The sequence below is a fragment of the Cribrihabitans neustonicus genome, from assembly GCF_048820895.1.
Classification (GTDB): Bacteria; Pseudomonadota; Alphaproteobacteria; order Rhodobacterales; family Rhodobacteraceae; genus Cribrihabitans_A; species Cribrihabitans_A neustonicus.
The window spans coordinates 71,146-90,603 of the sequence record NZ_JBMERQ010000004.1 but is presented as its reverse complement, the minus strand read 5'-3'; the positions used below and the strand labels follow the sequence as shown (position 1 = coordinate 90,603).

The 19,458-nt window shown below is 67.6% G+C and carries 20 protein-coding genes and 2 tRNA genes; 14 read left to right on the top strand and 8 right to left on the bottom strand.

What is annotated here, in order from left to right; all coding sequences use genetic code 11:
• Positions 1-124 precede the first annotated feature (124 nt).
• Both ACOHWE_RS11815 and ACOHWE_RS11810 read left to right on the top strand, forming a co-directional pair.
• The gene (locus ACOHWE_RS11815; RefSeq protein WP_420666589.1) at positions 125-1,597 is read left to right on the top strand and encodes a carnitine 3-dehydrogenase; all 1,473 of its coding nucleotides are present in this window, start codon (positions 125-127) and stop codon (positions 1,595-1,597) included.
• Positions 1,597-2,355, top strand: coding sequence for an SDR family oxidoreductase (locus ACOHWE_RS11810; RefSeq protein ID WP_420666587.1), 759 nt, complete (start codon positions 1,597-1,599; stop codon positions 2,353-2,355). The genes ACOHWE_RS11815 and ACOHWE_RS11810 overlap by 1 nt, the downstream gene beginning before the upstream one ends.
• 188 nt (positions 2,356-2,543) lie before the next feature.
• Here ACOHWE_RS11810 and ACOHWE_RS11805 read toward each other — a convergent pair whose 3' ends face one another.
• The gene (locus tag ACOHWE_RS11805; RefSeq protein WP_420666586.1) at positions 2,544-3,407 is read right to left on the bottom strand and encodes a helix-turn-helix domain-containing protein; all 864 of its coding nucleotides are present in this window, start codon (positions 3,405-3,407) and stop codon (positions 2,544-2,546) included.
• A gap of 128 nt (positions 3,408-3,535) precedes the next feature.
• On the opposite strand from ACOHWE_RS11805, the gene ACOHWE_RS11800 reads away from it, so the two are divergent.
• The 3 genes from ACOHWE_RS11800 to ACOHWE_RS11790 are packed head-to-tail and all read left to right on the top strand — an operon-like array spanning position 3,536 to position 5,618.
• Positions 3,536-3,742 (top strand): DUF2061 domain-containing protein, encoded by a 207-nt coding sequence (locus ACOHWE_RS11800; protein WP_420666584.1) that lies wholly within the window; start codon positions 3,536-3,538, stop codon positions 3,740-3,742.
• Positions 3,735-4,697: a fatty acid desaturase gene (locus ACOHWE_RS11795; RefSeq protein ID WP_420666583.1), complete on the top strand. Its 963-nt coding sequence runs from the start codon at positions 3,735-3,737 to the stop codon at positions 4,695-4,697. Before ACOHWE_RS11800 ends, ACOHWE_RS11795 begins: the two co-directional genes overlap by 8 nt.
• 18 nt (positions 4,698-4,715) lie before the next feature.
• Positions 4,716-5,618: an EamA family transporter gene (locus tag ACOHWE_RS11790; RefSeq protein ID WP_420666581.1), complete on the top strand. Its 903-nt coding sequence runs from the start codon at positions 4,716-4,718 to the stop codon at positions 5,616-5,618.
• A gap of 32 nt (positions 5,619-5,650) precedes the next feature.
• Here ACOHWE_RS11790 and ACOHWE_RS11785 read toward each other — a convergent pair whose 3' ends face one another.
• Entirely contained in the window at positions 5,651-6,397 is a 747-nt protein-coding gene (locus ACOHWE_RS11785) for an NUDIX hydrolase (protein WP_420666580.1), read from the bottom strand.
• Positions 6,394-6,852, bottom strand: a complete 459-nt coding sequence (locus ACOHWE_RS11780) for a DUF983 domain-containing protein (RefSeq protein ID WP_420666579.1) — start codon at positions 6,850-6,852, stop codon at positions 6,394-6,396. Before ACOHWE_RS11780 ends, ACOHWE_RS11785 begins: the two co-directional genes overlap by 4 nt.
• Before the next feature lie 275 nt (positions 6,853-7,127).
• Here ACOHWE_RS11780 and ACOHWE_RS11775 point away from each other — a divergent pair, with 275 nt between their 5' ends.
• The 4 genes from ACOHWE_RS11775 to ACOHWE_RS11760 all read left to right on the top strand — a co-directional run bounded on the left by ACOHWE_RS11775 (position 7,128) and on the right by ACOHWE_RS11760 (position 9,198).
• Positions 7,128-7,625 (top strand): EF-hand domain-containing protein, encoded by a 498-nt coding sequence (locus tag ACOHWE_RS11775; protein WP_420666577.1) that lies wholly within the window; start codon positions 7,128-7,130, stop codon positions 7,623-7,625.
• Positions 7,626-7,692: 67 nt separating this feature from the next.
• Positions 7,693-8,274 (top strand): RNA polymerase sigma factor, encoded by a 582-nt coding sequence (locus tag ACOHWE_RS11770; RefSeq protein ID WP_420666575.1) that lies wholly within the window; start codon positions 7,693-7,695, stop codon positions 8,272-8,274.
• Entirely contained in the window at positions 8,261-8,710 is a 450-nt protein-coding gene (locus ACOHWE_RS11765; RefSeq protein WP_420666574.1) for a hypothetical protein, read from the top strand. Before ACOHWE_RS11770 ends, ACOHWE_RS11765 begins: the two co-directional genes overlap by 14 nt.
• Entirely contained in the window at positions 8,707-9,198 is a 492-nt protein-coding gene (locus ACOHWE_RS11760) for a periplasmic heavy metal sensor (RefSeq protein ID WP_420666573.1), read from the top strand. Before ACOHWE_RS11765 ends, ACOHWE_RS11760 begins: the two co-directional genes overlap by 4 nt.
• 117 nt (positions 9,199-9,315) lie before the next feature.
• On the opposite strand, the gene ACOHWE_RS11755 is transcribed toward ACOHWE_RS11760, so the two are convergent.
• On the bottom strand, positions 9,316-10,737 hold the full coding sequence (locus tag ACOHWE_RS11755; RefSeq protein WP_420666571.1) for a diguanylate cyclase: 1,422 nt from the start codon (positions 10,735-10,737) through the stop codon (positions 9,316-9,318).
• A 115-nt stretch (positions 10,738-10,852) separates the two neighbouring features.
• On the opposite strand from ACOHWE_RS11755, the gene ACOHWE_RS11750 reads away from it, so the two are divergent.
• From ACOHWE_RS11750 to ACOHWE_RS11730, 5 genes are all read left to right on the top strand, one after another.
• Complete coding sequence (locus tag ACOHWE_RS11750; RefSeq protein WP_420666792.1) at positions 10,853-11,137, top strand: DUF3572 domain-containing protein; 285 nt, start codon at positions 10,853-10,855, stop codon at positions 11,135-11,137.
• Positions 11,138-11,224: 87 nt separating this feature from the next.
• Positions 11,225-11,914, top strand: a complete 690-nt coding sequence (locus ACOHWE_RS11745) for an HAD family hydrolase (RefSeq protein ID WP_420666570.1) — start codon at positions 11,225-11,227, stop codon at positions 11,912-11,914.
• Between the two features lie 237 nt (positions 11,915-12,151).
• Positions 12,152-13,711: a trimethylamine methyltransferase family protein gene (locus tag ACOHWE_RS11740; RefSeq protein ID WP_420666569.1), complete on the top strand. Its 1,560-nt coding sequence runs from the start codon at positions 12,152-12,154 to the stop codon at positions 13,709-13,711.
• Between the two features lie 255 nt (positions 13,712-13,966).
• Entirely contained in the window at positions 13,967-14,554 is a 588-nt protein-coding gene (locus ACOHWE_RS11735) for a heme NO-binding domain-containing protein (protein WP_420666567.1), read from the top strand.
• Entirely contained in the window at positions 14,551-15,567 is a 1,017-nt protein-coding gene (locus ACOHWE_RS11730; RefSeq protein ID WP_420666565.1) for a diguanylate cyclase domain-containing protein, read from the top strand. Before ACOHWE_RS11735 ends, ACOHWE_RS11730 begins: the two co-directional genes overlap by 4 nt.
• Before the next feature lie 526 nt (positions 15,568-16,093).
• Here ACOHWE_RS11730 and ACOHWE_RS11725 read toward each other — a convergent pair.
• The 4 genes from ACOHWE_RS11725 to glpX all read right to left on the bottom strand — a co-directional run bounded on the left by ACOHWE_RS11725 (position 16,094) and on the right by glpX (position 19,363).
• Positions 16,094-16,168: transfer RNA gene (locus ACOHWE_RS11725), tRNA-Glu, on the bottom strand.
• A 168-nt stretch (positions 16,169-16,336) separates the two neighbouring features.
• Positions 16,337-16,411: transfer RNA gene (locus tag ACOHWE_RS11720), tRNA-Glu, on the bottom strand.
• Positions 16,412-16,515: 104 nt separating this feature from the next.
• Positions 16,516-18,255, bottom strand: coding sequence for a single-stranded-DNA-specific exonuclease RecJ (gene recJ, locus ACOHWE_RS11715; RefSeq protein WP_420666564.1), 1,740 nt, complete (start codon positions 18,253-18,255; stop codon positions 16,516-16,518).
• A 121-nt stretch (positions 18,256-18,376) separates the two neighbouring features.
• Positions 18,377-19,363, bottom strand: a complete 987-nt coding sequence (gene glpX, locus ACOHWE_RS11710; protein ID WP_420666563.1) for a class II fructose-bisphosphatase — start codon at positions 19,361-19,363, stop codon at positions 18,377-18,379.
• Positions 19,364-19,458: the final 95 nt, after the last annotated feature.

The following is a 19,458-nucleotide window of genomic DNA, read 5'->3' as shown; positions in this document are numbered from 1 at the left end:
ACCGCCCGTACACCCCCCGTACAGCGCCGCGCTGCGGCAAAAGGGGCGGATTGGGGGCTAGCCCCCAAACCCCCAGGATATTTACGGCAAGAAGAAGAGCCGGATGGGTCGCAAAGGAAGTCACATGAAAACAGCAGCAATCATCGGCGGCGGGGTGATCGGCGGCGGCTGGGCCGCGCGGTTCCTGCTCAACGGCTGGGACGTGCGGGTGTTCGACCCGGACCCGGAGGCCGAGCGCAAGATCGGCGAGGTACTGGAGAACGCGCGCCGCTCCTTGCCGGGGCTTGGAAACGTGGCGCTGCCGCCGGAAGGCGCGCTCTCGTTCCACGGCACGCTGGCCGAAGCCGTGCAGGGCGCAAGTTGGGTGCAGGAAAGCGTGCCGGAGCGGCTGGACCTGAAACAGAAGGTCTATGCCGGGCTGCAAGAGCATTGCGAAGCGGATGCGGTGATCGGCTCCTCCACCTCGGGCTTCAAGCCCTCGCAGTTGCAGGAAGGGTGCGCAAACCCTGGCCAGATCGTGGTCACGCACCCGTTCAACCCGGTTTACCTGCTGCCGCTGGTCGAGCTGGTGACTACGGACGCGAATTCCGAACGCACCATCGCGCGGGCAAAGGAGATCATCTCTGCCATCGGCATGTACCCGCTGCACCTGAGGAAGGAGATCGACGCCCATGTCGCTGACCGTTTCCTGGAGGCGGTCTGGCGCGAGGCGCTGTGGCTGGTCAAGGACGGCATCGCCACCACCGAGGAGATCGACAACGCGATCCGCTACGGCTTCGGCATCCGCTGGGCGCAGATGGGCCTGTTCGAGACCTACCGGGTGGCTGGCGGCGAAGCGGGCATGAAGCATTTCATGGCGCAGTTCGGCCCTGCCCTCAGCTGGCCCTGGACCAAGCTGATGGACGTGCCGGAGTTCACCGAGGAGCTGGTCGATCTGATCGCCGGGCAGTCCGATGCTCAGTCCGGCCAGTATTCGATCCGCGAGCTGGAGCGCATCCGGGATAGCAACCTCGTCGGCATGATGCGGGCGCTGTCGGCGAACGATTGGGGCGCGGGCGCCTTGCAGAACGCCCATGACGCGGGCCGGATGGGCGAGGCGGGGCTGGCACGCCGCCTCGAGGAGGTCGCGGACCTGTCCCAGCCGGTGCTGACCCAGTCGCGCGTGGTGCCGCTGGACTGGACCGACTACAACGGCCACATGACCGAGAGCCGTTATCTGGATGCCTTCGCGCAATCCACCGACCGGCTGATGGAGATCATCGGCTGCGATGCGGAGTACATCGCCTCAGGCGGCAGCTATTTCACCGCCGAAACCCATATCCGCCACCTCGACGAGGTGCATGCGGGCGACGCGATCCAGGTGCGCACGCGGGTGATCATGGGGCAGGGCAAGAAGATGCATTTGTGGCATGAGATGTTTGCGGGCGAGCGCCTCTTGGCGACGGGGGAGCATATGCTGCTGCATGTGGATCTGAAAACCCGCCGCTCGGCCCCGCCCGCGCCGCATGTCGAGGCCAATCTGATCAAGCTGGCCGAGGCGCATGCCGCTTTGCCGGCGCCGGAGGGGCTGGGCCGTGCAATCGGGTCGCCGCGCTGATGGCGCGGGTGCTGATCACCGCCGGTGGCTCTGGCATCGGACGGGCGATGGCGGAGGGCTTCTCCGCCGCCGGGCACGACGTCTGGATAACGGACGTGAACGCGGAGAGCCTCGCGGGTTTGCCGCAGGGCTGGCGCGGCAGCGTGGTGGATGTGGCGGATGAACCCGCGATGCGGGCACTGTTTGCCGAGGTGTCGGACACTTGGGGCGGGGTGGATGTGCTCTGCGCCAATGCCGGCATCGCCGGGCCCACCGCGCGGATCGAGGACGTGGACCTCGCCGACTGGCGCGCCTGCGTCAGCGTCAACCTGGAGGGCGCCTTTCTTGCCGCGAAATATGCAGCGCCGATGATGAAGGCGGCCAATAGCGGGTCGATCATTATCACCTCGTCGACGGCGGGCCAGTACGGCTATCCCAACCGGGCGCCTTATGCGGCAGCGAAGTGGGCCGTGATCGGGCTGATGAAGACCTTGGCGATGGAGCTCGGCCCCTTCGGCATCCGCGCCAATGCGATATGCCCCGGCGCGGTGGAAGGGCCGCGCATGGAAGGCGTGCTGGAACGCGAGGCCGCGGCCAAGGGGATGACTCGCGATCAGGTTTATGCAGGCTATGCCGCGGGCACCTCGATGGGGCGTTTCGTGGAGGCGCGCGATATTGCCGGTATGGCGGTATTCCTGGGTTCGGACGCGGCGCGGCTGGTCTCCGGCCAGGTGATTGCGGTGGACGGGCACACGGTGAATCCGGACCCGAAGGTGTAGCAGCCGTTCTTCGCGTTCCGTGCCCTCTTGGAGCCGGTACCCGGCAGGTTGTACACCTGCATAGCCTGAGCCTGGGCCGGGCGCCTGCTGCCGCACGACGGCTCAGGACGATTATCTTCTGGTACAGTTTCCGGATGACGGGTGCGCGGCGGTCTTGGACCGTGCTGCGCGCCGGGCATTTCTCCCGCTCACCCCCCGATCGCGGCCCTCAGCGCCCTGAGCCGGCCGGGCAGCTGGCGCGCCGTGATCGTCGCCTCGCGCACCAGCTGGTCGAAATGGCTGGTGAAGGTCTCGATCCGCTCCTTGTCGCGGAAGGCCATGTAGTGTGTGCCGGGATAGAACACGCACAGGAGCGGCCCGAAGATGGTCAGCGGTGAGGAATAGAGCCGTCTGGCATCGAACAGGTAGATCCTGAGCCGGGGGTAGAGCTGTTCGCAGATCTGCTCGAACTGCGCCAGCTGCTCCAGCCGCACCTCCAGCGGCAGCCCCTCGTAGTACCCAGTGGCATGGGCAAAGCTGTCAAGCTCATAGAGCGGCATGGCGATTTCATAGTCCGAGGGCGAACGGCGCATCCAGGTGAGCCGGTCTTCCGACGCGCCGATGGCCTGATCGGCGGTGCGGCCCAGGTGCGGGGAGTATTCCCATTCCAGCAGCGCGCGCGTCTTCAGCATGTCGGGCAGGGCGGCTGGCACGTGGCGGATCTTGTAGCCCGCAGCCTCCTGGTGCCATTCGAAAATGCGCTCGTCCACCAGCGCCCGCGGCGCTTCGGTCAGGGTGAGGCTGGCAGCCAGCAGCTCCGCGGCGCTTTCGGGCCGGTCGGAAAGCGACAAGAGCCAGTCGGCCGAAACCCCGAGCGCAGCGGCGCAGGCGCCGATCACATGGGCATTGGGCAGCCGCGCGCCTTCGCCGGTAAGGAGCTGCGAGATGGTGGAGCGGTCGACGCCCACGTGGCGCGCGAGGGCGCTTTGGCTCAGCCCGCTGTCGCGCAGCGCAATGGTGAGCCGTTGCCGGAATTGTTCTGCGCGTACTCGTTTGTCGATATTTGCCTGCATGTGTTGATCAATATCATCATTGCGGGATTTTGTTAACCGCATTCGGAATTCCGCACACCCCGTTACAAGCGTACCCTGCTGACAGGACGTATCCCGAAAATCTACACCCGATAACCTAGGGAGGCAGCATGGAAACGCGCAAGCGCTCCATCGTGAAGGCAGTGATCTGGAACCTCATCGGCCTGGTGTTGATGACGCTGGTGGGGCTGGCGGCCACCGGCTCGGCCAAGGCGGGCGGGGCGATGGCGCTGGTCAATACCGGTATCGGTTTTGCGGCCTATCTGCTTTATGAGCGGCTCTGGGCCCGGATCGGCTGGGGGCGGCGGCATGTCTGAGCACACCGCCCCGGAGTGGACGCCTGCCGAGGCGCTGCCCGGGCTGGCGCTGCCGCGCGCCTATCTGCCGGACGGAGTGGAATGGGGCACGCTGGCGCTGGCCTCAGGGTGTTATGGCGGCTGGCTCGCCGCGCTGTGGCTGCTGCCGGAAGTGAGCCTCGTCCTGACCGCCCTGGCGCTGGCACTGCTGGCTGCGCTGCATTCCTCGCTTACTCATGAGGCACTCCACGGCCACCCGTTCCGGCGGGCTTGGGCCAATGAGGCGCTGATGTTCCTGCCCTTGAGCCTCGCGGTGCCTTATGGCCGCTTCCGCGACACCCACCTGGCGCACCACCGGGACGAGCGGCTGACGGATCCCTATGACGACCCGGAGAGCAACTTTCAGGACCCGGCGGTTTGGGCGTTGCTGCCCGGATGGCAGCGGCGGCTATTAGCGGCGAACAACACGCTGCTGGGGCGGATCCTGCTGGGGCCGCTGATCGGGCAATGGGCCTTCATGCGCGGCGACTGGCGGCTGATCCGGGCGGGAGACAGTGCTGTGCTGCGCGACTGGCTGCTGCATGCCGTAGGCGCAGCGGTGGTGCTGGGCGTGGTCTGGGCCTCGCCCGCGCCGCTTTGGACGGCGCTTGTCGGCGCCTATGGCGGGCTGGGGCTGTTGAAGATCCGCACCTTCCTCGAACACCGCGCCCATGAGGCCGCCCAGGGCCGCAGCGTGGTGATCGAGGACCGCGGGCTGCTGGCATTCCTGTTCCTGAACAACAACCTGCATGCGGTGCATCACCGGCACCCGGGGGTGCCCTGGTACGCGCTGCCGCGGCTTTACCGGGCGCGGCGGACAGCCTATCTCGAGGCCAATGGCGGTTACGTCTACCGCAGCTACATGGAGATTTTCCGCAACTACCTGCTGCGCGCGAAGGACCCGGTGCCGCATCCGCTCTGGCAACGGGAGAAGTAAGGCCGGATAAGCGGGGGCATGATCACCTGGGTCCCCGTCACCATCGCCGCCGCGGCGTTCCAGACCGTGCGCTTCATGCTGCAGAAGGTCCTGAGCAGCGTCACCCTGTCGCCGGGGGGCGCGACCTTCGCGCGGTTTGCCTATTCGGCACCCTTCATCCTTGCAGGGCTTGGCGCCTACCTTGCGCTGTCGGGCCGCAGTTTGCCCGCGCTGCCCGCGTCCTTCTGGGGGTTTGCGGCGGTGGGGGGGCTTGCGCAGATCCTCGCCACCGTCTGCGTGGTGGCGCTGTTCAAGGCGCGCAATTTCGCGGTCGGCATCACCTTCAAGAAGACCGAGGTGATCCAGACCGCGATTGTCGGCCTTTTGGTGCTGGGCGATGCGATCAGCGGCTGGGGATGGGTGGCGATCCTGACCGGGCTTTTCGCCGTGCTGGTGCTGTCGCGCACGCCCGGGGCGGCGGGACCGTGGTGGCGGCATCTGACCGGGCGGGCCTCGCGGCTGGGGCTGGGCTCGGGGGTGCTGTTTGCGTTTTCTGCGGTGAGCTACCGCGGGGCGTCGCTCGAGCTGGGGAATCTGGAGCCCGCCTTCCGCGCCGGGATCACTCTTGCTGCGGTGGTGGTCCTGCAGACGGCGATGATGCTGGTCTGGCTCGCCCTGCGCGAACGCGGCGAGATCACCCGGGTCTGGCGGGCGCGCAAGGTGGCGCTTTGGGTGGGGCTGACCAGCATGGGCGGCTCGTTCTGCTGGTTCTGGGCCTTCACGCTGCAGAACGCGGCCTATGTGAAGGCGCTGGGCCAGGTGGAGCTGGTGCTGTCGCTGATGGCCTCGGTGCTGTTCTTCAAGGAGCGCATCACGGCGCGCGAAGTGGCGGGCATCGCGCTCCTGGTCTTGTCGATCCTGGCGCTGGTGCTTGCCGTCTGAGCCGCTCCGCCCGCCGCGGGCGCCGGAAAACGCTAGGCCTCCTGAGGCATCGGGTAGCCTTTGAGGCGCAGGAACAGGCTGGCTTCGTCATTGTTGTGGAAATAAGGCACGCTCTGCGGCGGGTTGGCGTCGCGGATGCGGCGGGTGACCTCTGCCAGCACCACCTCTGTGATGAAGGGCAGATCGAAGCTGCGCACCCGGCTGAGCGGGATCCATTGCAGATGCGCAAGCTCATCCTGAGCCTGGGAGAAATCATCGTTGCTGCCCGCGATCCGGTCGGCATCCACCAGGAAGAAACGGGCATCGAACCGCCGCGGCCGGCCCGGAGGCGTGAGGGCGCGGAAGACGAACTGCATCGCCTCAGCCGAAGGCAGGTGGCCGGTAGCGGCAAAGCCCTTCCAATCGGCGGGCACCGGTCCGGGCCACTGCCCGGGCGCGCCGAGGATCAGCCCGGTCTCCTCCCAGAGCTCGCGCACGGCGGCCACCGCCAGCGCGTGGGCCGTGCCTTCGGGGGCGTGATCGTCGAGCCGCGCGCGGCAGACCCCGCTGATGGGCGCGGCGAGCGGCACGCTGGCGTCTTCTGGGTCCACCGCGCCGCCGGGGAAGACGAACTTGTTGGGCATGAAAGCTGCCTTGGCACCGCGCTGGCCCATCAGTACCTGCGGGTCATCGCTCAGCCTCCCGCGCACGGCGATCACCGTGGCCGCGTTGCGGATGGCGGTCTTGTCAGTGCTGGTGATCCCGCTCAGGGGGGTGCCTGCAATGGTGCTGCCTGTCATGATCCTGCCTGTCCTTCTTTGGTTTCTGCTTTCGCGCCCGGAGTCCCTGCGGCCTCTGCGGGCGCCTCCCTGCCGAAGCCATGCATGCGGCGCGCCCATTGCCAGGCCACCACCACGCCCTTCATTCTCGGCAGAAGATACAGCGAAGCGGCGAGGCAGCCAATCGCGAAGACGGAAAAGGTGACGAGCGGCGCCGGGCGCCACGCGAAATAGACCACATGCATCAGCGGCGCCATCAGGTGGCCGACCAGGAGGATGGTGAGGTAGGCCGGCCCGTCGTCGGCGCGGGCATGGTGCAATTCCAGTCCGCAGTGGCCGCAGCACTCGTGGATCTTGAGGTAGCGGTGCAGGAGCGCGCCTTCGCCGCAGCGCGGGCAGCGCAGCCGCCAGCCCTTGGCCAGCGCGGGCAGAGCCGGGCGGTCGGCCGCAGCTGAGGCGGGGTGGGGGACAGTCATCGGGGGCGGGCTCCTCCATGCGGGGCTGCGGATGATCATCGCAGCCCGCGGCCGCCAGCGCAAACGGCAGGATGGCACACGGGGGCGCCAATTCACAGAGGTCCGGACACCGGTGCGGGCCGGAGATGTGCGGCTTGGGATGGGCGGCTCGCGGTAACGGATCCCCCTCCTTTCAAAATTTTTCTTCCCTGCCCGCGACGGAACGGCAGGCCCCGGGCGTTTGTCTTCTCACATAGGGCAGCGAGGGGCTGCCGCAGGACCAGAGGAAAGAGCATATGAAACATACCGCATTCATCGCGATGATCCTTGCCGCTGCCGGAACCATCGGCGCGGGCGCCGGAATGGCCAGCGCGGGCCATCATGGGCATGGGCCCATAATGACGTTCGAGGAGATCGACGCCGACGGCAACGGCGAGATCACCAAAGCTGAGATGCAGGCGCTGAAGCAGGCCCATTTTGCCAAGGCCGATACGGATGGCGATGGCAAGCTGACCCTCGCGGAGATGCAGGCCCAGGCGCGCGAGATGGCCGATGCCCGCGCCGCGCGGATGCTGGAACGCTTTGACAGCGACGGCGATGGCGCGTTGACTGAGGCGGAGCTGCCTTCGCCGCCCCGCGCGGGCCGGATGTTCGGCCGCGCTGACAAGGATAACAGCGGCGGGCTTTCGAAGGCGGAGTTCGATGCGGCGCGGGAGCGTCATGCGGACCGCCCCGGCGGGGGCCACAAGCCCGGACAGGGCAAGGCAGGTGAGATGGAGGCGGAGCAGAACTGATCGGCCGGACGTGCTGCAGAAGCCAAACACCGGATTGCGCCGGCCTCCCACGGGGAGGCCGGCTGCGGTGAGCGTGCCGTCCGGGGAACTGGACGACGCGGCGCTGCTAGCGCGCTTCGCCGCCGGAGATGGCGCTGCGGCGGCGGAGCTGACCCGGCGGCTGGGGCCGCGGGTCTTCGGAGTCGCCATGCGGGTTCTGGGCAGCCCCGCCGAGGCCGAGGACATCACTCAGGAGGCGATGCTGCGGCTGTGGAAGATGGCACCGCGCTGGCAGGAGGGGCAGGCGCAGGTTTCGACCTGGCTCTACCGGGTGGCGATGAACCTCTGCATCGACCGCAAGCGGCGCGCCCGGGGCGGCCATGTGGATCTCGACGCGGTGCCTGAGCCGCCGGATCCGGGTCCCCCTGCGGCGGAGCGGCTGCAGGAGGGCGCGCGCCAGGATGCGCTGCAGGCGGCGCTGATGCAGCTGCCCGAACGGCAGCGGCAGGCGGTGGTGCTGCGGCACCTGGAGGAGCTTTCGAACCCGGAGATTGCCGGGATCATGGACATCAGCACCGAGGCGGTGGAGAGTCTCACTGCCCGGGGCAAGCGGGCGCTGGCAGCGGCTCTGGCCGGGCGGCGCGCGGAATTGGGGTATGGCGATGGCTGACAAGGACAAGAGGCCTGACATGGGGGCCGGCATGGGTACTGACCCGGGCCTGCGGGAGCTCGAGGACCTGTTCGCGGCGGTGCGCGCGGAGCGCCCCGGGCTGCCCCGGAAGCTGGAGGCGGCGATCCTGGCTGATGCGGTCCGGGTGCAGCAGAGCTATGCGGAAAAGGGCCGGGCGCCAGGCGGGCGTGCCTCCCGGACGCGGCCCGGGCCGCACCGGCAGGGCTGGCGCCAGCTTGCGGCGGCGGTTGGCGGCTGGCCTGCGATGGGCGGGCTGGCGGCAGCGGGCCTTGCCGGGCTGTGGCTGGGGCTGGCGCCGCCTGACTTCGTGCCGGACCCGGTGGCGCTGGCCGGGCTGGACACGGCGGGGACGGAGGCGGATTTGCCCTACGACGGTTTCGACCTTGCCATCGTGCTGGACGGGGATCTGCAATGAGCGAAGAAGGAACGACCGGCATGAAACCCTGGCAGAAATGGCTCCTGGCGCTCTCGCTGGCTCTGAACCTCGCGGTCATCGGCCTCGCCGCAGGGGCGGCGATCCGCTTTGCCGGGCATGAGCGGGGCTGGCACCGGCCGCCGTCGGTCGGGGCGATGATTTTCCGTGAGCTGGACCCGGGCACCCGCGCGGCGCTGCGGCGCGAGGCGGGCGGCGGCCATGGCAGCTTCCCGGCGCGGCGGCGGGCCGAAGCAGAGGCGGTGATTGCGGCGCTCAGCCGTGAACCGTTCGATGCAGCGGTGCTGATGCAGCTTCTGCAGGAGCAGGCCGCGGTGCGGCACCGGTTCCATCTGCGGATGCAGGAAGCCTGGGTCAGCCAGGTGAGCGCGATGACGCCGGAAGCGCGTGCGGCATTTGCCGCCCGGATGCAGGCGCGGCTGGAGCGGCGCGGCAAAAAGGCCGGCAAAGCGGGCGCCGGAGAGGGCTGAGGCCCGCCTACAAGCCGCTGGTGCTGGCCGGATCCGGACCGCCGCGCGGACTCCGCCTCTCAGGCGGCTTGAGCCCGGCCTGGTTTGGGGCCTATCGCGCCGTCCTCTCCGCCTTGGTCAGGCGGCGGCGGTGCAGCCGGGCCCAGCGGCGTTGAGCGTCACCTGGTTGCGGCCCGCGTGTTTGGCGTCATAGAGCGCCTGGTCTGCCTCCTCGATCAGCCGCGCCGCCGGAGGGCGCTGCCTCTTGGGGCCGCCGCCGATCACTGCGCCGATGCTGATGGTGATCTCCACCGGCGCCTCCGCGCCCGGGACCTCGAAAGGGGTGGAGTTGATCGCGTTGCAGAGCGCGAGGGCGGCGAGGCTGGCCTCGGCCTCGGCAGCGCCGGGCAGGATGATCATGAACTCCTCGCCGCCGATCCGCGCCAGCATGTCCTGGGCCTTGAGTTCCGCACCGAGCCGCCTGGCGGTTTCCATCAGCACCGCATCGCCCGCGGGGTGGCCGTAGAGGTCGTTGATCCGCTTGAAGTGGTCAAGATCGGCAAGCATCACCGCGAATTTGCTGCCGCTGGCCTCTGCTTCGCTGGCAACGCGGTCGAGGAAGGGCGTGGCGTAGCGGCGGTTGTAGAGCCCGGTCATCGGGTCCTGCACCGCGGCGCGCAGGCCGTTGCGGAGGCTGTCGCGGAGCTGGTCGTCGTGGCGCTTGCGGGTGAGCTGGGCGGAAAGGCGCAGCGCCAGCTCTGCCGCGTCGAAGCCTGCGTGTAGCACGTCGTGGGCGCCGCGGTCCAGCGCCTCGGCGGCGGTCTGGGCGTCTTCGGGCGCGGTGACGGCGATCACCACCGAGCGGCGGGTGGCGGCGCGGGCGCGCAGCTCGGCCAGGAGGCGCAGGCCGGGCGCGGCGGTGGCGGCATCCAGACCGATCACGAAGACTTCCGGCACCGGCGCGTCCATCAGCGGCTGGATGTCGCCGAAGGGGTGGCAGCGGATCGAATGAGGCAAGGCTTCGGCCAGTGCCGCTTTCCAGTCACCGGCCAAAACGCTGCTGCCGGTGACCACCGCGGTAAGCGCAGGGGCGGTCAGCTCCCGGGAGGCCGCGGCAGGGCCGCCCTCCGGAAGAGGCGGCAGCCAGTCCTGCGAGGCAGCGCGCTGCAGGGTCAGCTCCTCGCTGCTGCTGGCGCTGCGCATGAGACCGCGCAGGCGCGCCTGCAGCAGCCCTTCGTCGACCGGCAGCAGGAGAACGTCGTCGATGCCTGCCGCAAGTGCCGCGATCCGCGCCTGCGGGGCAGGCGTGCAGGTGACGGCGATGACGGGCAGATCGGCGAGCGCTTCCTCATGGCGCAGCCCCCGTTTCACCGAGACCGCGCTGCCGTCGGGCAGGGAGAGGGCGGAAATCACCAGGTCGGGGCGGCAGCGGCAGGCTTCCGCGAGCCCGGCGGCGGCGGTGTCTGCCTGCACCACGTCGTAATAGGCTGCGGCAAGCTGAGCTTTCAGCATGATGCGGCTGGGGCCGCTAGCGCCGATGAGCAGGATGGTGCCTTGCACGCGGTATCCTTTCGCCCCTTGCAAATCCTCTGCTTGGAAGTCTTCCTGAGACTGGTTAAGAAACTCTTTCGGATTTTTACTAAATTGGCAGCAATGTGCCGGGAATAAGGTGAAGATGCAGCTTTCCGCCGACAAAGCAGAGACCCTGGCGCTGACCGCGCTGGCTTGGCTGGCCGCAAATGAGGAGTTAATGCCGGTGTTTCTGGGCGCAACCGGCGCCAGTGAGGCCGACCTCAGGGCGCGCGCTGCGGAGCCGGAGTTCCTGGGCTCGGTGCTCGATTTCTTATCGATGGACGACGCCTGGGTGATTGCCTTCTGCGACGCGCAGGGGCTGCCGTATGAAATGCCGATGCAGGCCCGGATGTCGCTGCCGGGCGGTGCGCAGGTGAATTGGACCTGATAGGGTTGCGGCGGTAAGGGCCGCGCGCCGCGGCTGAGCCCGCGCCAGGCTTATCCTGCCCGCGGCATTCTGCACAAAGGACACCTCATGCCCGTTGATGCCTTCCTGTTCGACAAGGACGGAACCCTGTTCGATTTTGCCGCCACCTGGAACGGCTGGGCCGCGGGGGTGCTGGAGCGCCTTTCGGAGGGCGACAGTGCCCGCAAGGAGGCGATGGCGGCCGTGATCAGCTATGATCTGGAGCGGAAGGCCTTCAACCCCGACAGTTTGGTGATTGCCGGTTCCAACGACGAAGTGGCGGCGGTGCTCGCGCCGTTCGTCCCTGCGATGAGCGCGCTGGAGCTGGCGGATTTCCTGGCGCTCAGCGCGGCGGAGGCCGAGCTGGCGCCCGCGGTGCCGCTGGCGGAGTTTCTCGACGGGCTGCTGGCGCGCGGCAAGGTGCTGGGCGTGATGACCAATGACGCCGAACTGTCGGCGCGCAGCCAGCTGGAGCGGGCGGGCGTGCTGGACCGCTTTGCCTTTGTTGCGGGCTGCGACAGCGGCCATGGCGCAAAGCCGGATCCGCAGCCGCTGCTGGCGTTCTGCGCTGCCACAGGCGTGGCCCCGGGGCGTACCGTGATGGTGGGCGACAGCTGCCACGACCTGGAGGCCGGGGCGGCGGCCGGCATGCTCCGGATTGCGGTGCTGACCGGCATGGCGCTGCACGACGAACTGGCGCCGCACGCCGATACGGTGCTGCCCGACATCGGCCATATCCCGGCCTGGCTCGACCGCTGAGAAGCCCCCGTATCCCGCTGCCGGAGGCGGGCAGGGGCAAAAGAACCGGCGCAGGATTCCCGTGCGCCGGTTCTTTTTCGCGGCGTACTGGGCATAAGTGTACAGAAAAATCCCCGAGCGCCGGATTTTCGCGCGAAAACGACAGCCTTGGTCGGGAACGGACAGGTTGCGGCGGGTGGGATTGGCAGAGTGGATGGCAATCGGCACTTGCGGAATTCGGATCAAGGGGAGACCGGCATGGCAGAGACAAGCCTTCGCAGAAAACGCGGCGGCGGCAGGGCAGGGGCAGCGGCGCGGCGCGGCAGTGCGGTGCTGGAGCAAATGCCCTGGCAGATTCCGGTCAACATAGACCGCCCCACCGAACCCCTGAGCGAGGATGCGGTGCAGGCGATCCACGACGGCGCCATGCGCATTCTCGAGGAGATCGGTGTCCTGTTCCTGAACCCCGAGGCGCTGGAGATCTTCAAACAGGCGGGCGTGAAGGTCGAGGGCGAGCTGGTCAGGATGGACCGCGATTTCGTGATGGAGATGGTCGGCAAGGCGCCACGCGAATTCTCGATTACGCCGCGCAACCCGGACCGCGTGCTTCCCCTTGGCGGCAATCACATGCTGTTCGGCAACGTGTCCTCACCGCCGAACTACTGGGATTTGGAGCTGGGCAAGAAGGTTCCCGGCACCCGGGAACATTGCGCCAATCTGCTCAAGCTGACGCAGTATTTCAATTGCATCCACTTTGCGGGCGGCTACCCGGTGGAGCCGGTGGACCTGCATGCCTCGACCCGGCACCTGGATGTGCTGTTCGACAAGCTGACCCTCACCGACAAGGTGATGCACGCCTATTCGCTGGGCAAAGAGCGGGTCGAGGACGTGATGGAGATGGTGCGCATCGCGGGCGGGCTCAGCCACGAGGAGTTCGAGGCGCGCCCGCATATGTATACCAACATCAACTCCACCTCGCCGCTGAAACACGACTTCCCGATGATTGACGGCTGCCTGCGGCTGGCGCGGCGCGGCCAGGCCATCGTGGTCTCGCCCTTCACCCTCGCGGGCGCGATGGCGCCGGTGACGATGGCGGGTGCGGTGGCGCAGTCGATTGCTGAGAGCCTTTGCGCGATAGCCCTGTTCCAATACGTCCGGCCAGGCACGCCTTGCGTGATCGGCACCTTTACCTCGAACGTCGATATGAAGACCGGAGCGCCCGCCTTCGGCACGCCGGAATACATGCGGTCGACCCAGATGACCGGGCAGATGGCGCGGTTCTACGGCCTGCCGATGCGCTCGTCCGGTGTCTGTGCCGCCAACGTGCCGGACGGGCAGGCGGTCTGGGAGACGTCCAATTCGCTCTGGGCGGCGGTTCAATCGGGCACCAACATGGTCTACCACGCGGCCGGCTGGCTGGAAGGCGGGCTGATCGCGAGCCCCGAGAAGTTCATCATGGACTGCGAGATCCTGCAGCAGATCGAGCGCTACATGCAGCCGCAGATCACCGCCGCGGGGCCGGACGAGATCGCGCTGGATGCGATCCGCGAGGTCGGCAACGACGGGCATTTCTTCGGCATCCAGCATACCCAGGACCGCTACACCGAGGCTTTCTACCAGCCTTTCCTGAGCGACTGGCGCAACTACGAGGCCTGGGAGGCGGCGGGGGGCACCTGGACCGCGGAGCGCGCGCACAAGCTGTTCAAGGCGATTGTCAACGAGTTTGAGGCGCCGCCGATGGACGCGGGCATCCGCGAGGAACTGGCCGATTTCGTGGCCCGCCGCAAGGCCGAGGGCGGCGCGCCTACAGATTTCTGACCGCGCCGGCCCCGAGGCGCCCCATTAAAGAAAACAAGCCCGCGCCGCGCCGCGGGCTTGTCTTCCATGTGGTCTCCAGTGCACTACAGGTCCTGGCCCGCCAGCAAGATACCGCCGCCGGAACGGGCGCGCGGTTGCGGCTTGTTGCGGAACGCGCTGCAAAAAGTGAATAAATCCGCTTGCGGGTACGTTTTGTTGGGCCTTTTTTAAGAGACACGCGCCAAAACTGAGGCATGGGTAAAGAGGGGCCAGAACATGCACGGTCTGATCAACAGAGCGATCCAGGCTTTTGTGACCAGTACCTACGGCGCGGACCGCTGGAAGGCGGTGATGGATACTGCGGGGCTCGGCTTCACCGATTTCGAGGCGATGCTGTATTACAGCGACGATCAGTCCAGCCGCATGCTGGCGGCGATGGAAGCGGTGCTGCTGCGCCCGCTGCCCGGTATGCTGGAAGATCTCGGCACCTTTCTGGTCTCCAACCCTCAGCTTGAGGCGCTGCGGCGCCTGCTCCGCTTCGGCGGGGTGAACTACGTTGATTTCCTGCATTCTTTGGATGACCTGCCGGACCGGGCCCGGCTGGCGGTTTCCGATCTGGAGCTGCCGGGGCTGGAGCTGGTGGAGCAGGCGCCGGGGCAGTTCGAACTCATCTGCCAGCCCGGCCTGCCTGGCTATGCCCGGGTGATGATGGGAATATTGCGTGCCATGGCCGATGACTACGGCGACCTGGTCTTCCTTGACCACAGCGGCAGCCAGGACGATGCCGAAGTGATTTCGATCAGTCTCGTGGAAACCGAATTTGCCGCCGGGCGGGCCTTCGATCTGGGGGCGCATTCGTTATGATGACGGTGCAGGAGCTGGCCGTGCTGGCCGATACCGTCTGCCCGATGCATGCGATGGTGGACGCCAAGGGGCGCATTACCCGGGCCGGGCCGACGCTGCGCAAGCTGCGCCCGGGCCTCCGTTGGGAAGGGCGGCGCTTCTTCCGCGTGTTCGACCTGTCGCGGCCGCGCTGGGTGCGCTCGATGGAGGATCTCGAGCGCACCGCGGGCAGCAAGCTTCACCTGCATTTCCGCGATGCGCCGCAGACCGGCCTCAAGGGCGTGTTTGCGCCGCTGCCGGACTCGGGGGGAGCCTTTATCAATCTGTCATTTGGCATTTCCGTGCTGGAGGCGGTGCGCGACTACGATCTTACCGGCGCGGACTTCGCGCCCACTGACCTCACCATTGAGATGCTCTACTTGGTGGAGGCGAAATCCGCCGCGATGGAGGCGTCCCGCCAGCTCAATTTGCGCTTGCAGGGTGCCAAGATCGCAGCCGAGGAGCAGGCTTTCACCGACACGCTGACCGGGCTGAAGAACCGCCGCGCGATGGATCACGTGCTGGCCCGGCTGATTGGCAGCGGCCGGGATTTTGCTCTGATGCATGTGGACCTTGATTTCTTCAAGGAGGTGAACGACACGCTCGGCCATGCCGCGGGCGATGCCGTGCTGCAGCAGGCCGCGCGGATCATGGTGGAATGCACGCGGCAGACCGACACCATCGCCCGGGTCGGCGGCGACGAGTTCGTGATGATCCTCGAAGGCGTTCTGGACCAGACCAAGCTGGAAGCAGTGGCGCAGCGGCTGATCCGCCGCCTGGAGGAGCCGATCCCCTTCGCCGGCAAGACCTGCCGGATATCGGCCAGCGCGGGCACCACACTTTCGACCTGGCAGCAATACCCCGACGCGGCGACGCTGCTGAACCAGGCCGACCTCGCGCTTTATGCCGCCAAGCGGGCGGGCCGGGCACAGCACTGTTTTTACCGCGGCGGCATGGAGAAGGGCGGCAGCGGCGGCAGGGCCGCCGGGGGCTGAGTCCGGGTCGGCCGCAGCGCAGAGGGCCTGGCCGTCCGCCTCGGTAAGTTCGGCGGAGAAGGCGCAGCGCCGGCAGTTCCACGGGACGGCAAGCACTTCGCGCTTTTGACCGGGCATCGCCCATCCCACGGTTGCTGCGGGCGCTATCCGGCGGGATCGCTCTTTTTTCCTGTCCTCGAATCCCTCGATTGCTTTCACGTAAGCCTCCGGGCACGGCTGACCGCCCCCGCGCGCCCCAACAGCCTGGCCGGCGGCATCCCCATATGCGGGCGGTGGAAGCGGTCCCGCAGCGCAGACGCGAGGCTGTCGGGCAGCAGGGCAGATTATTCGGGGTAAAGGCGCAGAGCCCAGGCGGCCCGGGCGTTTCCGCATGGCCGAATTGGCAGCATGTTTGTCAGCGCCGCATTCAGGAGGACGAGGGTGCGGCGGCGGGAGGGTGTTCTTGAAATACCGCCGGAATTTCGCAGCCAAGCTGACCAAGGCCCGGGTTTGCGGTTCGAAGAAATGCTGCAAAATCAGGGGAAAGTGGCAGCCCGTAGGGGAATCGAACCCCTCTTTCCAGGTTGAAAACCTGGCGTCCTAACCGATAGACGAACGGGCCACTCAGTGCGTGAGGCGGGTTCTACTGATTGCGCGGGGCGGGCGCAAGGGGATTTTTGCCGAAGGCAGAAGTTTTTTTGCGGCTCAAATTTTGGCTAAGTGACTGACGCCAAAACGGAAAAGCCGCTCGATGCAGCGCCGGTCCGGTGTGGGTATCTCTGGGGAGAAGTGGCAGCCCGTAGGGGAATCGAACCCCTCTTTCCAGGTTGAAAACCTGGCGTCCTAACCGATAGACGAACGGGCCACTCAGTGCGTGAGCGGGTATTTAGTGGGAAGGGCTGCGGCCCGCAAGAGGAAAATCACGGAATTGCGATTTTTCTTATCCACAGGCGGCAAGCCGTTGATAACTCACGCTTCGGCGGCGTCTTCGAGGCGCAGCTGGGGGCTCTGGCGGCCGCCCCATGTATTCACTTCCAGGCGGCCTGCGAAGTGGAAGCGCGCGCCGCCGTGCTCCAAAAGCCGCGGTCCCAGGGGGCTGTCGAAGGCGCCGAAACAGATTGCATCCACTCCGCCGCCCATGCCGTCGCTGAGCGACAGCTTCAGGTGGCTTTCACCCACGCGCTTGGCAAAGCGCACCTGCAGATTGGGCAGCGCGTAGCGCGGGGCGGGGGCGGCGGCGCCAAAGGGGCCCGCCTGTTCGATCTGTCCGATCAGTTCCACGCTCACAGCGCGGGGCATCAGGGTGCCGTCGAGCTTCAGGTCGGCCGGGCCGCCCTGGCCCGCGCCCTGTTTGGCGAGCAGCTCGGAGAGCCGCTCCATCGCCGGTTCCAGCTTGTCGCGCATCACGGTGAGGCCCGCCGCCATCTTGTGGCCGCCGCCCTTCACCAGCAGGCCTTCGGCGGCGAGCTTCTGGATCGCGGCGCCCAGATCGACGCCGGAGACCGAGCGGCCGGACCCTTTGCCCTCGTCGCCGTCAAAGCCGATCACCACGGCGGGGCGGTTGGCGCTTTCCTTCAGGCGCGAGGCGACGATGCCCACAACGCCGGGATGCCAGCCTTCGCCCGCGGCCCAGACCAGCGGCGCATCCAGCCCGCGGGCTTCTGCCTGCTCCAGCGCTGCGGCGCGCACCGCGTTTTCGATTTCGCGGCGCTCGGTGTTGAGTTCATCGAGCCGTGCAGCGAGGCCCTGCGCCTCCTGCGGGTCGGCGGTGGCGAGAAGGCGCGCGCCGAGGTCGGCCTTGCCGATGCGCCCGCCCGCGTTGACCCGCGGTCCGAGCAGGAAACCGAGGTGATAGGCAGCAGGCGCCGAATCCATCCGCGACACGTCCGACAGCGCGACTACCCCGGGGCGGTTGCGCGCGGCCATTACCTTCAGCCCCTGGCGCACCAGGGCCCGGTTCGCACCGATGAGCGGCGCCACGTCCGCCACGGTGGCCAGTGCCACCAGGTCGAGGAGCTGCATCAGGTCCGGCCCGCGCGCACCGGCGGCGCGCAGCTGGCGGCCGGCCTCGGCCAGCATCAGGAAAACCACGCCCGCGGCACAGAAATAGCCGAGGTCGCCGCTTTCGTCCTGCCGGTTCGGGTTTACCACGGCAACGCAGTCGGGCAGCGTCTCGCCGCCCAAGTGGTGGTCAAGCACGATCACATCTGCGCCTCTGGCGGCGGCGATCGGCTCGTGGCTGAGGGTGCCGCAATCGACGCAGATGATCAGGTCGTGCGCGGCCGCCAGCTCCTGCATGGCCGGCACGTTGGGGCCGTAGCCCTCGTCGATGCGGTCAGGGATGTAGAGCGTTGCGGAGAGTCCCATTTCGCGCAGCCAGACCAGAAGCAGCGCGGCGGAACTGCCGCCGTCGACGTCGTAGTCGGCAAAAACCGCGATCCGCTCCTTGCGGCGCACGGCCGCGAGGAAGCGCTCTGCCGCCGCCTCCATGTCCTTCATCTTGCGCGGGTCGGGCAGCAGGTCGCGCAGTTTGGGCTCCAGAAAGGCCTGCGCCTCATGCGCGGGCACGCCGCGGCGCGCAAGCACCTGGCAGACCGCGCGCGGCAGGCCGGTCTGCTGTGCCATCATCTCCGCGGCGCGGTCCATTTCAACCCCGGGGCCGACCCAGCGGCGCCCGCTCAAGGATTGCTCAATGCCCAAAAAGCTCATCATCTGCCCCCATACGCAAAAGCCGGACCCAATCGGATCCGGCCCTTCTTGTGGCCTTCAATATCCCCGCCGGAGGCAGCGGCGCAAGCCGCTTCCCGGGCGTTCGGATTCCATCCGGCGCTTACATGTGATGCGGGGCCAGCGGGGTGCGGTAGGACATGCGGCGCACCGAGCCGGTTTTCGAGCGCATCAAGAGGGTGGTGGTCTCGACCCAGCCGGGCTGGCGCTTGATACGCGGCAGCAGCGAGCCGCCGGTGACGCCGGTGGCGGCAAAGATCACGTCCTGGGTCACCATCTCGTCACGGGAATAGATGCGGTCGAGGTCGGTGATGCCGGCCTTGGCGGCGCGGGCTTTCTCGTCGTCGTTGCGGAACAGCAGGCGGCCGAAGATCTGCCCGCCCATGCATTTCAGTGCCGCGGCCGCCAGCACCCCTTCCGGGGCGCCGCCCTGGCCCATGTACATGTCGATGCCGGTCACCTCGGCTTCGGCGCAGTGCATGACGCCTGCGACGTCACCATCGGTGATCAGCCGGATCGAGGCGCCGGTCTCGCGCACCTCGGCGATCATCGACTCGTGGCGGGGGCGCTCCAGGATGCAGACGGTGATGTCGGAGGGCGCGCAGCCCTTGGCCTTGGCCAGTGCCTCGACCCGCTCGCGCGGGGACATTTCCAGCGACACCACGCCTTCGGCGAAGCCCGGACCGATGGCCAGCTTGTCCATGTAGGTGTCGGGTGCGTGCAGCATCGAGCCGCGCGGGCCCATGGCGATCACGGTAAGCGCGTTGGGCATGTCCTTGGCGGTCAGCGTGGTGCCTTCCAGCGGGTCCAGCGCGATGTCCACGCCGGGGCCGTTGCCGGTGCCGACTTCCTCGCCGATGTAGAGCATCGGGGCCTCGTCGCGCTCACCCTCGCCGATGACCACGACGCCTGCGATGTCGAGCATGTTGAGCTGCTCGCGCATGGCGTTCACGGCGGCCTGGTCAGCGGCCTTTTCGTCGCCGCGGCCGATCAGGGAGGCTGAGGCCAGCGCTGCCTGCTCGGCCACCCGGGCCAGGCCCAGCGACAGCATGCGGTCATGGAAGGGCGCGTCGGAGGTGTTCGAAGTCATACCGGAAATCCTGTGTCAGCGGGGAATGAGTGTATTTGCGTCTACTGCCGAATAGCGCGCCCGGGGGGCGGCTCGCAAGGGGCGATGGCGGGCGC

Coding starts and splice junctions, on each gene's coding strand:
- ACOHWE_RS11815 (WP_420666589.1), top strand. CDS start 125: ATGAAAACAGCAGCAATCATCGGCGGCGGGGTGATCGGCGGCGGCTGG.
- ACOHWE_RS11810 (WP_420666587.1), top strand. CDS start 1,597: ATGGCGCGGGTGCTGATCACCGCCGGTGGCTCTGGCATCGGACGGGCG.
- ACOHWE_RS11805 (WP_420666586.1), bottom strand. CDS start 3,407: ATGCAGGCAAATATCGACAAACGAGTACGCGCAGAACAATTCCGGCAA.
- ACOHWE_RS11800 (WP_420666584.1), top strand. CDS start 3,536: ATGGAAACGCGCAAGCGCTCCATCGTGAAGGCAGTGATCTGGAACCTC.
- ACOHWE_RS11795 (WP_420666583.1), top strand. CDS start 3,735: ATGTCTGAGCACACCGCCCCGGAGTGGACGCCTGCCGAGGCGCTGCCC.
- ACOHWE_RS11790 (WP_420666581.1), top strand. CDS start 4,716: ATGATCACCTGGGTCCCCGTCACCATCGCCGCCGCGGCGTTCCAGACC.
- ACOHWE_RS11785 (WP_420666580.1), bottom strand. CDS start 6,397: ATGACAGGCAGCACCATTGCAGGCACCCCCCTGAGCGGGATCACCAGC.
- ACOHWE_RS11780 (WP_420666579.1), bottom strand. CDS start 6,852: ATGACTGTCCCCCACCCCGCCTCAGCTGCGGCCGACCGCCCGGCTCTG.
- ACOHWE_RS11775 (WP_420666577.1), top strand. CDS start 7,128: ATGAAACATACCGCATTCATCGCGATGATCCTTGCCGCTGCCGGAACC.
- ACOHWE_RS11765 (WP_420666574.1), top strand. CDS start 8,261: ATGGCGATGGCTGACAAGGACAAGAGGCCTGACATGGGGGCCGGCATG.
- ACOHWE_RS11760 (WP_420666573.1), top strand. CDS start 8,707: ATGAGCGAAGAAGGAACGACCGGCATGAAACCCTGGCAGAAATGGCTC.
- ACOHWE_RS11750 (WP_420666792.1), top strand. CDS start 10,853: ATGCAGCTTTCCGCCGACAAAGCAGAGACCCTGGCGCTGACCGCGCTG.
- ACOHWE_RS11745 (WP_420666570.1), top strand. CDS start 11,225: ATGCCCGTTGATGCCTTCCTGTTCGACAAGGACGGAACCCTGTTCGAT.
- ACOHWE_RS11740 (WP_420666569.1), top strand. CDS start 12,152: ATGGCAGAGACAAGCCTTCGCAGAAAACGCGGCGGCGGCAGGGCAGGG.
- ACOHWE_RS11735 (WP_420666567.1), top strand. CDS start 13,967: ATGCACGGTCTGATCAACAGAGCGATCCAGGCTTTTGTGACCAGTACC.
- ACOHWE_RS11730 (WP_420666565.1), top strand. CDS start 14,551: ATGATGACGGTGCAGGAGCTGGCCGTGCTGGCCGATACCGTCTGCCCG.
- recJ (WP_420666564.1), bottom strand. CDS start 18,255: ATGAGCTTTTTGGGCATTGAGCAATCCTTGAGCGGGCGCCGCTGGGTC.
- glpX (WP_420666563.1), bottom strand. CDS start 19,363: ATGACTTCGAACACCTCCGACGCGCCCTTCCATGACCGCATGCTGTCG.